13 protein-coding genes are annotated in these 12,561 nt (G+C 34.9%); 5 read left to right on the forward strand and 8 right to left on the reverse strand.

Annotated elements, in window-relative coordinates; genetic code table 11:
• Positions 1-43: 43 nt before the first annotated feature.
• The gene (locus B4N66_RS10220; RefSeq protein WP_291094495.1) at positions 44-763 is read right to left on the reverse strand and encodes a hypothetical protein; all 720 of its coding nucleotides are present in this window, start codon (positions 761-763) and stop codon (positions 44-46) included.
• A gap of 145 nt (positions 764-908) precedes the next feature.
• On the opposite strand from B4N66_RS10220, the gene ffh reads away from it, so the two are divergent.
• Entirely contained in the window at positions 909-2,246 is a 1,338-nt protein-coding gene (ffh, locus tag B4N66_RS10225; protein WP_291094497.1) for a signal recognition particle protein, read from the forward strand.
• 67 nt (positions 2,247-2,313) lie between these two features.
• Positions 2,314-3,201, forward strand: a complete 888-nt coding sequence (locus B4N66_RS10230) for a bifunctional 5,10-methylenetetrahydrofolate dehydrogenase/5,10-methenyltetrahydrofolate cyclohydrolase (protein ID WP_291094499.1) — start codon at positions 2,314-2,316, stop codon at positions 3,199-3,201.
• Positions 3,202-3,258: 57 nt separating this feature from the next.
• Here the strand turns inward: B4N66_RS10230 and B4N66_RS10235 are convergent, their stop codons facing one another.
• On the reverse strand, positions 3,259-3,831 hold the full coding sequence (locus B4N66_RS10235; RefSeq protein ID WP_291094501.1) for a hypothetical protein: 573 nt from the start codon (positions 3,829-3,831) through the stop codon (positions 3,259-3,261).
• 65 nt (positions 3,832-3,896) lie between these two features.
• Entirely contained in the window at positions 3,897-4,667 is a 771-nt protein-coding gene (gene rluF, locus B4N66_RS10240; RefSeq protein WP_291094503.1) for a 23S rRNA pseudouridine(2604) synthase RluF, read from the reverse strand.
• A 111-nt stretch (positions 4,668-4,778) separates the two neighbouring features.
• Between rluF and B4N66_RS10245 the strand changes: the two genes are divergently transcribed.
• Entirely contained in the window at positions 4,779-6,449 is a 1,671-nt protein-coding gene (locus B4N66_RS10245; RefSeq protein ID WP_291094506.1) for a S8 family peptidase, read from the forward strand.
• On the opposite strand, the gene B4N66_RS10250 is transcribed toward B4N66_RS10245, so the two are convergent.
• The 5 genes from B4N66_RS10250 to B4N66_RS10270 form a co-directional block, all read right to left on the reverse strand.
• Positions 6,439-7,194 carry an alpha/beta hydrolase gene (locus B4N66_RS10250; RefSeq protein WP_291094509.1) on the reverse strand — a complete coding sequence of 252 codons (756 nt, stop codon included), beginning with the start codon at positions 7,192-7,194 and terminating at the stop codon, positions 6,439-6,441. The genes B4N66_RS10245 and B4N66_RS10250 overlap by 11 nt on opposite strands.
• A gap of 119 nt (positions 7,195-7,313) precedes the next feature.
• Positions 7,314-8,093 carry a zinc ribbon domain-containing protein gene (locus B4N66_RS10255; protein WP_291094512.1) on the reverse strand — a complete coding sequence of 260 codons (780 nt, stop codon included), beginning with the start codon at positions 8,091-8,093 and terminating at the stop codon, positions 7,314-7,316.
• 3 nt (positions 8,094-8,096) lie between these two features.
• Positions 8,097-9,191 carry a Nif3-like dinuclear metal center hexameric protein gene (locus tag B4N66_RS10260; protein ID WP_291094515.1) on the reverse strand — a complete coding sequence of 365 codons (1,095 nt, stop codon included), beginning with the start codon at positions 9,189-9,191 and terminating at the stop codon, positions 8,097-8,099.
• Positions 9,192-9,258: 67 nt separating this feature from the next.
• Positions 9,259-9,648 carry a DUF1398 domain-containing protein gene (locus B4N66_RS10265; RefSeq protein ID WP_291094517.1) on the reverse strand — a complete coding sequence of 130 codons (390 nt, stop codon included), beginning with the start codon at positions 9,646-9,648 and terminating at the stop codon, positions 9,259-9,261.
• 79 nt (positions 9,649-9,727) lie between these two features.
• Entirely contained in the window at positions 9,728-10,156 is a 429-nt protein-coding gene (locus tag B4N66_RS10270) for a DUF1801 domain-containing protein (RefSeq protein ID WP_291094519.1), read from the reverse strand.
• A gap of 394 nt (positions 10,157-10,550) precedes the next feature.
• Between B4N66_RS10270 and lpxK the strand changes: the two genes are divergently transcribed.
• Together lpxK and B4N66_RS10280 are read left to right on the forward strand one after the other, a co-directional pair.
• Positions 10,551-11,585 (forward strand): tetraacyldisaccharide 4'-kinase, encoded by a 1,035-nt coding sequence (lpxK, locus tag B4N66_RS10275; RefSeq protein WP_291094522.1) that lies wholly within the window; start codon positions 10,551-10,553, stop codon positions 11,583-11,585.
• Positions 11,548-12,360: a purine-nucleoside phosphorylase gene (locus B4N66_RS10280; RefSeq protein WP_291094524.1), complete on the forward strand. Its 813-nt coding sequence runs from the start codon at positions 11,548-11,550 to the stop codon at positions 12,358-12,360. The genes lpxK and B4N66_RS10280 overlap by 38 nt, the downstream gene beginning before the upstream one ends.
• Positions 12,361-12,561 lie beyond the last annotated feature (201 nt).

A 12,561-nucleotide genomic window follows, 5' to 3' on the forward strand; every position in this document is an offset into this window, starting at 1 on the left:
TCATCTAGTAGGTTAAATTGTGGTATTTGGAAACTAACTAACTTTAATCATCTAACAAATCGGTGTATTCTTCAATTTTATCTTTGATAGTATTGGCCAAACTTTGATTGCCATCGGTATCGTTTGGACTAATTTCAATTAATCCGTCGCCGTTTCCGTCTTGAGCATTCGATAAATCAACATTGGCTAAAACTGCATCTAAATTAAAATCGATAACAATAGTGGCTGAATTGTCTGATATAACTAAGTTTTGTCCGGCATCTTCGTAGTCAATTTCAAAATCTTCGTCAATGTTATGCCAAAACACAAATGGGGTAGTACCTATAGTTCCTTTAATTAAAACAGACTTGTTGAACAACTCACTTTCAGAATTAGTGCTTCTCGCCATTTCAAACTCAACTTCTTCATACACTCCGTTTGGAATATTGATACTGGTAATAGTGGTTTGACCACTCAATAAATCCAATTCAAACGGACCTCTTAATTCAAATTCATCGTCATCGCCGTAAAATCCATCACCATAATCATCATCGTCATCATCATAAAAATCATCATCCAATTCAAATTCAATTTCTTTTAAATTAATTTTAAATTCAGAAATACTCACGGCATTTTCCATTCTGCCGGTATTGCCCGAATAAGAAGCTTTGGCAACAATAGTTAAATTGTCATTGGCATTGTTGGAAGAACTCTCGTCATTACTACAAGAAGCAGTTGAAAAAATAACCGCTAGAAGGCCTAAAAGAATTTTTTTGTTTTTCATAGTGTGTAAAATTTTGTTGTATACTACTGAAACAATTTCAATTCAATTTACCCTACCTAAAATTTTAAAAAATTACTTAAAATCATTTTTTGATGCTTATTTGCTTTATGTTATCTTTGCACTTCATTAAAAGAAAATCCTAATTATGTTCAGTAATTTAAGCGATAAACTCGACAAAGCCCTTCATATATTAAAAGGTCACGGTAAAATTACCGAAGTAAACGTTGCCGATACCCTAAAAGAAGTCCGTCGTGCGTTATTGGATGCCGACGTGAATTTTAAAATCGCCAAAGATTTTACCAATTCCGTTAAGGAAAAAGCATTGGGTCAAAACGTATTAACTTCGTTACAGCCTGGCCAATTAATGGTGAAATTGGTGAAAGACGAGTTAACCGAATTAATGGGTGGAGAAGAAGTGGGGATTAACCTTTCCGGTCATCCGTCCGTGATTTTAATGTCCGGTTTGCAAGGTTCGGGTAAAACTACTTTCTCTGGAAAATTGGCTAATTTCTTAAAAACTAAAAAAGGAAAGAAACCACTTTTGGTGGCTTGTGATATTTATCGTCCTGCGGCTATCAATCAGTTGCACGTGGTAGGAGATCAAATTGGAGTAGAAGTATATTCTGAACCTGAAAATAAAAATGCGGTTGACATTGCTCAAAATGCAATTAAATATGCCAAATCAAATGGATTCAACGTTGTAATTGTCGATACGGCCGGACGTTTGGCCATTGATGAGCAAATGATGAACGAAATTGCAAATGTGCACAAAGCCATTCAACCACAAGAAACGTTGTTTGTGGTAGATGCAATGACAGGTCAAGATGCCGTGAATACTGCCAAAGCATTTAACGACAGATTGAACTTTGACGGTGTGATTTTAACCAAATTAGATGGTGATACCCGTGGTGGAGCAGCGATTACGATTAAATCGGTGGTTAATAAACCAATCAAATTCATTGGTACCGGTGAAAAGATGGAAGCTATTGATGTGTTCTATCCTTCCCGTATGGCCGACAGAATCTTGGGAATGGGTGACGTTGTGTCGTTGGTAGAGAGAGCACAAGAACAATATGACGAAGAAGAAGCTCGCAAACTTCAAAAGAAAATTGCTAAAAATGAATTCGGTTTTGATGATTTCTTGGTTCAAATTCAGCAAATCAAAAAAATGGGTAACATGAAAGATTTGGTGGGTATGATTCCCGGAGCAGGAAAAGCATTGAAAGATGTAGAAATTGAAGACGATGCGTTTAAACACATTGAAGCAATTATTCATTCGATGACTCCGTTAGAAAGAACAAAACCGGCCGTGATAGATGGTAAAAGAAAAATTAGAATTGCCAAAGGCTCAGGAACCAAAGTGGAACAAGTGAATCAATTGATGAAACAGTTTGACCAAATGAGCAAAATGATGAAGATGATGCAAGGCGGCGGCGGAAAAAACCTCGCAAGAATGATGGGTGGAATGAAGGGAATGAAATAATTTTCAACAATAACTGACGCGATTTATCGCGTCTTATTTTTTTACGACACAACTAAAACACACATACATGAAATTATTAGACGGTAAAAAAGTTTCAGAAGACATCAAAAATGAAATTGCTGCCGAGGTGCAGAAGATGAAAGACAATGGCGAAAAAGTACCGCACTTAGCCGCTGTTATTGTGGGGACTGATGGAGCGAGTTTAACTTACGTTGGAAGCAAAGTAAAAGCCTGTGAACGAGTAGGATTTGAAAGCACATTGATTAAAATGCCAAACACTACTTCGGAAACGGAATTATTGAAAAAAATCAAAGAATTAAATGAAGATGATGATATTGACGGATTTATAGTGCAGTTACCGTTACCGAAACAAATTGATACACAAGAAGTATTGATGGCGATTGATCCTAACAAAGACGTGGACGGATTTCATCCCGAAAACTTCGGAAAAATGGCATTGGATATGACTACTTTTATTCCGGCAACACCGTTTGGTATTTTAGAACTATTAGAACGTTACGGCGTTGAAACACAAGGAAAACATACTGTTGTAATTGGGCGAAGCCACATTGTTGGAAGACCAATGAGTATTTTGATGGGAAGAAAAGGATTTCCGGGTAATTCAACTGTTACATTGACGCACAGTTATACAAAAAATATTTCCCAAATTACAACCCAGGCTGATATTATCATCACAGCTTTAGGCGTGCCAAATTATTTGAAAGCCGAAATGGTAAAAGATGATGCGGTAGTAATTGATGTCGGTATAACACGTGTTGCAGACGATTCAACCGAAAAAGGTTACCGCATTACCGGCGATGTAGATTTTGAAAATGTAAGTAAAAAAGCATCCTTTATCACTCCGGTTCCGGGTGGAGTGGGACCCATGACCATTGCGATGTTGTTGAAAAACACGTTATTGGCAAGAGAGCAGAAACGATTGAAGATGAGATAAATAACAAAACCCAAGTGATGAGCTTGGGTTTTTAGTTAATAAAAATAAGAATAGTTTTTAAGAACCATTTGAAACATTTCCGGTAAGATCAATATTTACCGATATGTTTGATTGATCTAATTTTTTAAAATTACCATTGTATTTAATAGTATAATTATTTCCACCATTTGAAATTATTTGAATAGTACCAACCGGTGCATTACCATTAACAAAATTTTGAGTAGCTATATTGGTAGTAGCAACCAAAGAAGTCCAACCAATACATACTCTTACATCGGAGCTAAGAATATTTTCAATACTAGTAAAAGTATCTTCATCTTGATCAGTTGAAATTTGATATGTACCATCAACAGATTCACCATTTTTAACAAATAAATCAAAAGTTACAGTTGCGACATCAGTCATATCCTTAATACCACTAATTATGAATGTGTTACGGTTATAAGTTTCACCTTCTAGCTCATAGGCATTAGGTGTTACAATATTCACCATTCCTTGAGATGCTACAAGACTGTAATTTACTCCATCAACTTTAAATGTTGAAGAATCATTTGAATCGCTATCACTGCTACAAGAGAATACTGTAAATAAAGTGACTAAAAATAGATTAGTAAATAATAGTTTTTTCATTTGTTTTGTTTATATTGTTATTCACAAATTTAATTTAATTTTCTATTTATCAAAATTTTTGAAATTTATTTTTTTCTGCGTGGGACATTATAAATCACTTTCGGTAAACTCGCTTCTTCCGTTTTGCTTGATGGTTCAATCAATTGATTTAATTCTTTGATTTCAGCTTCGGTTAAATCACGGTATCTTCCCACTTGAATATCCAACGAAATATTAATAATTCGAATACGTTTTAGAGCCGTAACTTCATAGCCAAGATACTCACACATTCTACGAATTTGACGATTTAAACCTTGCGTTAATACAATCTTAAAGATGTATTTGCTGATTTGTTCCACCTTGCATTTTCTTGTAATTGTATCCAAAATCGGAACACCGTTACCCATTTTCTCAATAAAGCGATCTGTTATTGGTCGGTCAACCGTAACAATATATTCTTTTTCGTGGTTGTTTCTGGCTCGTAGAATTTTATTCACGATATCGCCATCATTTGTCATAAAAATCAATCCTTCGCTGGCTTTATCTAATCGTCCAATCGGAAAAATTCGTTCGGGATAATTAATGTAATCTACAATATTATTGCGAACACTTTGGTTGGTGGTACATTCAATTCCGGCGGGTTTGTTGAACGCTAAATAAATGGGTTTATCTCTGTTTTCACGAATGAGTTTACCATCGACACGAATTTCATCGGTTTCAAAAACTTTTGTGCCCATTTCAGGAACAGCTCCGTTGATGGTTACTCTACCTTCAGTGATTAGTCTGTCGGCTTCACGTCGGGAACAATAACCGGATTCTGATAAAAATTTATTGATGCGTTTTCCTAAATCTTCCATACTGCAAAAGTAATTTTATTTTATGGATTTCAGAAAAATAGAAGTTTATTTAAATCTGAAAGAAATTTAGTAAATTGCACAAAAATTGCCTATAATCAAGAACTTAGCTTTATGATAAAAAAATTACTTTTTATTTTTACATTTCTATTTTCTCTGTTTTTGAATGCTCAAACCAGAAAAAATCAATTTCATTTGAATGGCAACAGCAGTAAACATGAATTACATGTTTCATTTAATTCTGAAGTTGTTTTAAAAGACAAAGAATCGATTCTCAATCAATTTTCAGAAATAGTACTACTTTCAGATGAATTTCAATTAAATTTTGAAAAAACGATTTCATTTTCAGATGAAAAATGGAACGATTTAGAAAAAAATACCAAACAATATGCTGGAAATTCTTCTTCAGTTCATCAATTAAAAAATATTTTTAAAGTGATTATTGATAATCCTTCGAATGAAAAATTACTTTTTTTGGCAGAAGAATTTGAAAAATTGAATTCAGTTAATTATGCTAGTCTAATTTCTTTAGAACCCATAAAACCTCCTTTTGATATTCCTCCCACAACACCAGATTTTATGGTTAATCAAACCTATATTGGTCCGAATCCGGGGTTAAACATGCAATACGCTTGGGATTTAGGTTTAAAAGGTTTGGGAATTCGTGTGCGAGATGTGGAATATGGTTTTAATAGCAATCATGAAGATTTAAATGAAGTAAACGTATCTATTGCAGCAGGAATGACTATTGCTGAAGATGCTTTGCAATACTCTCAACACGGCACATCAGTTTTCGGTATTATTATTGCCGGAAACGATGGCTATGGAATGACAGGTTTAGCACATGAAGCAACAGAAATGATACTTTATCCCGAATGGCAAGAAATAGGGTATAGCAGAATTAATGCTGTTAACCAATCCATTCAAAATTCAACTGTTGGCGATGTAATTATTTATGAAATGCAAGAAGACGGACCTGCATCAGGATCATCGGATTTTGTTCCGGCCGAATATAATAGTGTTATTTGGGATTTAACCAAAGCAGCTTCCGATGCAGGAATCGTAATTGTAGCAGCAGCCGGAAACGGAAATCAAAATTTGAATGGTACTCTTTTTACAAGTTATATGAACCGAGGCAATAGCGGAGCAATCATTGTAGGCGGTGGATTGTCAAATCTTACTCACAACAAAATTTCCTACAGCACGCATGGTTCGAGAGTAGATTTGCAAGGTTGGGCACAAAATGTTTTTGCGTGCGGATATGGTACTTTGATTATGATTAATGATGATGTAAACCAAGGCTATGTCAATTTTTCAGGAACTAGTTCGGCAACGCCAATGGTCGCAGCATGTGCGATTGTATTGCAATCGTATCATCACAGTTTAACCGGTAATTATTTAACAGGACCCCAATTACGAACGATTTTACAAGAAACCGGGATACCGCAAGGCAATCCTTCTGCCGGTAATGTTGGCCCTTTTCCAAATATGAAGGATGCTGTACTACGTGTGTATGATGATTATCTTTTAGGTTTAGATGTTGTTAATACAACTGAATTTACGGTTTTCCCAAATCCGGTTCAAAATCAATTGAAGTTTTTGACTCATCAGGATTTGTCTGAAATGGCTTCCGTTGAGATTTTTAATACGTTAGGTCAATCCGTTTTTCAAGCGAAGATGCCACAAGATAAACAACTCGATGTTTCAACTTTATCCGGTGGAGTATATTTTGTAAAAGTCTCCGATGGAAATCAATCGGCTACCAAAAAAATAATTAAGAAGTAAACAAAAATTTCTCAATTTGTTGATACAAAGTTTTGTCATGCATACTATGACCTAATCCTTTTGTTTCAATAAAAGTTGCTTTTTTCCATTCCAAAGCAATTTTTTTACTTTCGCTAAAATGAACCGCTTTGTCATCCGAGTCATGCGAAAGAATTCCTAAAACTGAAAGTGTAGAAGCCAAATTAGTTCCGGTAAATTCAATTGGATTTATTTTAAACCGATTCAGAAAATAATCATACATTAACTGAATAACTTTTTTGTTCAAGCTAAGTAAATTGGCATAGTTTTGAATAATAACTTCCAAATCAGACGGAGCTCCAAGTAAAACCATTTTCTGAAGTGAAGCTGCCTTAAATTGATGCTGAAAATACAAACAAGTTAATCCGCCAAGCGAATGACCAATCAAAATTTGAGGTTCATATTTTTGGAAGACGGTATTAATAAAATCAGCATATTGCGGAACATTACATTCAATACCGGAAGACAAACCGTGAGCCGGACCATCAATTGCCAAAATTGTAGCACCCGATTTTTGTAAGTAGGGAAACATGGGTTCCCAACGAGAAGCATTGCTTTCCCAACCATGAACTAAAAGTATTTTGGTTTCGTTTCCTTCCCATTTATAAATAGGAAAGTTGTGGTTTTCTAACGAAACAATTTCAATTTCGGCTTGCTTTAAAATTTGTGGAATTGATTCCGGTTGTAATCTTCCATCACGAGGTTCGCTGAAAAATTTGTAGGCCAATTTTGTTGCTTCCTTTGGAAAGATATAACTGAGCAAATTGATATAGAAACCAATTACTTTAATCGAAAATGTCTTGAAAAATTTATTCATAAAAAAACCCCGAATCCGGGGTTTGTTATTTAGATGTTAGCAAATATGCTTTCCATTTTTTCTCTTTCTTCGGTAGATAAAACATTGTCTACTAAAATTCTTCCACTGTGCTCATCGGTTAAGATTTTTTTGCGTGCAGCAATTTCAACCTGCGTTTGTGGCGGAATTGTAAAGAATGACCCTGCAGATGCTCCTCTTTCGATAGAAACTACCGCTAAACCATTTCTTACGCTTGAGCGAATTCTGTGATAGGCAGCTAATAAACGATCTTCGATTTTAGCAGCATACTCGGCAGAAAGTTTAGTTAAAAACTCTTCTTCTTTTTGCGTTTCCGACATGATATCGCCTAATTCAGCTTTTTTATGCTCTAAATGCGATTGTTTTGCATTTAATTTTTCTTGAGAATCAGCAACTTGTTGTTTTTTGTATTCAATAGAAGCTTTCATTTCTTTGATGTGCTTCTCACTCAATTGAATTTCTAATTCTTGAAATTCGATTTCTTTGGTTAACGAGTTGAATTCTCTGTTATTACGAACATTTTTTTGTTGTTCGGTATATTTTTTAATTCCCTCTTTATGAGCTTCAATAGCATTTTTTTTCGCTTTGATTTGATCATCAATTTGCTCTAAATCTGCTTTTAATTTTTCGTTGCGTGCTTTTAAACCTGCTACTTCATCTTCTAAATCTTGTACTTCAAGTGGCAATTCACCTCTTACGTTTCTGATTTCATCAATTCTTGAGTCGATTAACTGCAAGTCATAGAGTGCTCTTAACTTCTCTTCTACACTCATTTCTTTTACGTTTGTCATAATCTAAAAGTACTTAACTGGATTTGTATTTTGTTCTGATAAAATGATTGCAAAATTAGGAAATTTTTTGATAAGAAAATCAACAATATAATTTTTTGTGTAACGTTCGCTTTCATAATGACCAATATCGGCCAAAAGCAACTGATTTTCAGCCTCATAAAATTGATGATATTTCAAGTCGGCCGTCAAAAAAGCATTGGCTCCCAATCGTTTAGCATGTCCAATGGCAAAACTACCTGAACCACCTAAAACGGCAACTTTTTTTATCTTTTTATTCAAAAAAGCACTGTGTCTGATGCTTTCGCACTGCATTTTTTCTTTCACAATTTGCAAAAAATCGTTTTCATTCATCTCATTTTCCAGTTCCCCAATCATTCCTAAACCGATATTTTGATGTTGGTTTTGTAATTCAGAGATTTCATAAGCCACTTCTTCATAGACGTGATTTTTGAATAAAGCTTTCAAAATTTTTGATTCCAAATGCTTTTCAAAAGTGACTTCGATTTTAATTTCTTCGTTTTCTACAAATTCGAAACGTTCTCCGATTTCGGGATTACTGTTTTCGTTCCCCATATACGTTCCAATTCCTTTTGAATTAAAACTACAATCTTCATAATTACCGATGTTTCCGGCACCGGCTTCAAATAAAGCATTTCGTAATTCTTGATGATTTTCAGGAATGGTATAAGTAATTAATTTGCGAATGAATTTTTCCTTTGGAACCAAAATTTTAGTATTGATAAGTCCCAATTGATTGCATATAATTTTATTCACTCCATTTTGATGATTATCCAAGGCAGTATGTACTGCATAAATGGCAATATCATTTTTGATGGCTTTCAATACCACTCTTTCCACATACGTTTTTCCTGTAATTTTCTTCAAACCCGAAAATAAAATAGGATGGAAGCAGACAATTAAATTGCAATTTTTTTCGATGGCTTCATCAACCACTTTTTCCAAGGCATCGTGGCAAACTAAGATACCACTGATTTCTTGGTCGGAATTTCCTAAAAGTAAACCAACATTATCAAAGTCTTCGGCATACGCCAATGGAGCAAGTTCTTCTAATATTGGGAGAATGGTTTGAAGTTTCATTGAAAATAATTAAGTAACAAATTTAAGCAAATAATGGTTTTGTATTTAAGAATGATGTTTTAAAAAATTAACCGGGAATTAATTCTTCTAAAATTTCATTTCCTGCTTTATCATAATACGTACACGTCATTTTTTCAAGGATAACCACCCATTTTTCTATACCTGATTTGGCACAATCGCTGCAAAAAGTGGGGTAGTTTGTTTTTCCTTGTTGATGAGCTTTTAAATCGGCTTTAAATTGATCTTTATCAGTTTCTTCGGCAATTGTTAAAGTTTCATACTTTGCCGGTGAAGTCGTTTTAAAGTTATTTTCACCAAAATAATCGGTGTGGCCATCTGAAACATAAGCATCATAAGAAATAACACCTAATTGTTTAAGCTCTTGAATGTAAGATGGAAAATCGGCTCCGGATTTTACTTTGCTGTGAGCGATTTTAATTTGTTCGATTGTAAACATTTTGTTTTAAATATGATTCAAAAGTAATGATTTTGTAGTTTTTGCAATTTCAAAATCATCATTTTAATTGAAAAAAAAATCAAGCTTTTTTATATTTTGTCTGTAAAAAATCAATCGTTTCTTTTATCATTTTTTTTAAAACATCTTGATTGATATCGGATAATTTTTTGACATAAATACATGCTTTACCCATTTTAAATTTACCTAATTCTTTTAATAAATGTTCTTGCTCATCACACCCGCTGTAAACATAAAGAGAAATGGCTGCTTTGCGTGGTGAGAATCCAACCAAAAACCAATCGCCTTCTTGCGTGCTTCTTTCAGATTTGTAGTGATAGCTACCAAACCCAATGATAGAACCTCCCCACATTTTAGGTTCAAAACCAGTAAAATCCTCCATCAATTTTAAAAGTTCAAAACTATCTTGCTTTTTTTGTTCAGTATCAGCAAACGAATTGATAAAATCGGTTACACTTTCTTGTGTTTGTTTTGTTTTTAGTTCTGCCATTTTGCAAAATTTTTGTTTATCAAATTTAAGAAAGGTTTTTAGATTTTGGAAAGAAGTTTTGTATTGTTTACATGAAAATGTATTTTAACTTCATTATTAGCTTTTCATCTTCATATTTAAACTAAGAGCTTTTTTTCTTCGTGCCTAATAATCCTCACCCTCAACTCTTCTTAATCCGCCTTCGGACGAGACAGGAAGAAGAGGGGAGAAGAGACGTTGAAAAATTACTAAAGTGTACAATTTTAATCCCTTCCAATCCATTATAGCAAAGCTATCAAATCAGCGAAAATCTATTTCATCTATCAAATCCGTGTTCCAATTAAAAACTTTATAATTTCAAAATAAAACCAAATCAAAAAACCAAATATTTCCCAAAAATACCTACATTCGTAACATGATTCTCTTGCGAAAAATACTCTTCCCTTTTGCCATTCTCTATGGTTTGATTACCGCCATTCGCAATTGGTTTTATGACAAAGGAATTCTAAAATCGCATTCATTTTCCATTCCAATCATCGCAGTAGGAAACCTCAGTGTAGGCGGAACAGGCAAAACGCCACAAATAGAATATTTAATTCGATTGCTTTTGCCAAACCATAAAATAGCAGTTTTAAGTAGAGGTTACAAACGCAAATCATCCGGATTTTTATTAGCAGAATATTCCTCAACCGCAGAAACGTTGGGAGACGAACCGTTTCAACTCCATCAAAAATTCCCAACCATTCAAGTGGCTGTTGATGCTAATCGTAAAAACGGAATTGAGCAATTGTTAGCTTTACAAAACAAACCGGACATTATTTTGCTTGACGATGCATTTCAACACCGCAAAGTGAAAGCCGGTTTCTATATTTTACTCACAGCCTACAACGATTTGTATGCCGATGATTTCATTTTGCCTACCGGAAACTTACGTGAAAGTAGAAGTGGAGCAAAGCGTGCAAATATCATAGTTGTCACCAAATGTCCGCCAACGCTTTCCGAAGCAGATCAAAATAAAATTCGTCAAAAATTAAAGCTTTCGACAAATCAAGAACTATATTTTTCGGCTATTCAGTACGATGAAATTTTGTATTCCGAAACCGAAAATCATACAGTTCATTCACTAAAAAACACCGATAAATTATTAGTTGCCGGAATCGCCAAACCCAAACCATTTTTCAACCATTTGCAAGATGGCAATGATGAGGAATTGGAATTTCCCGACCACCACGATTTTACAGAAAGTGACATCCAAACCATTCAAAAAAAATCAAAAAATAAACCCATTATTACCACCGAAAAAGATTTCGTTCGGCTAAAAGGAAAAGTAAATCCGGCACAATTATTCTATTTGCCCATTCAAAGTATTTTTCTTTCCAACGGCGAAAATTTCAATAAACAAATAAACAATTATGTGGAACAAAGTACAAGAAACCGTTCAGTTTCTTAAAGAAAAAACCAATTATACTCCTGAATTCGGCATCATTCTCGGCTCCGGATTAGGAACATTTACACAAGATATCGACATCGAATTTACCATTCCTTATTCCGAAATTCCTAATTTTCCCGTTTCCACCGTGCAAGGTCACAAAGGTGCCTTGGTTTTTGGTAAAATTGGAAATAAAAGCGTGGTTGCTATGCAAGGTCGATTCCATTTTTATGAAGGTTACGACATGAAAACAGTGACTTTCCCTGTGCGTGTCATGAAATATTTAGGCGTTCAAAAACTCATTGTTTCCAATGCGTCCGGCGGTGTAAATCCAAATTACAAAGTGGGCGATGTGGTCGTTATCAAAGATCACATCAACCTATTTCCCGATCATCCGTTGCGAGGAACAAACGATGAACGTTTCGGACCACGATTTGTCAACATGAGCGAACCGTACTCTCGAACCATGATTCAAAAAGCCAAAGAAATTGCTCAACAAAATACTATTGAACTCAAAGACGGCATCTATTTAGGCTTGCAAGGACCAACTTTTGAAACCCTTGCCGAATACAAAATGGTCAAAATTCTAGGTGCCGATTGCGTCGGAATGTCCACCGTTCCCGAAGTCATCGTTGCCCGCCACATGGAAGTTGATTGCCTCGGAATTTCGGTCATTACCGACATGGGCGATGAAGAAAACATCCACGAAGTCAACCACCAAGAAGTCCTTGAAGCCGCCCGAAAAGCCGAGCCAAAAGTTCGAAAATTAATCAAAGAATTTATTCTGAATTATTAGGCAGCTTATCCGGTCATCCGTTGCAACTCCTCGGCCTTCAAGCTATTTTTCTACTGCTTTTTCGTGGCTTCTTAGGTCGCCCCAAAAAGCAATGAAAAATTAGCTTTCTGTCCTGCGGGGTTTCCACTGCTACCCGGGCTGGGGATTGTGCTGGAAAGAAAGATTAGCGTTTTACGTGTATGTGCAGTAGCGGATTAGAAG

It is taken from the genome of Flavobacterium sp. UBA2787, assembly GCA_002352205.1.
In the GTDB taxonomy this organism is placed as follows: domain Bacteria; phylum Bacteroidota; class Bacteroidia; order Flavobacteriales; family Flavobacteriaceae; genus Flavobacterium.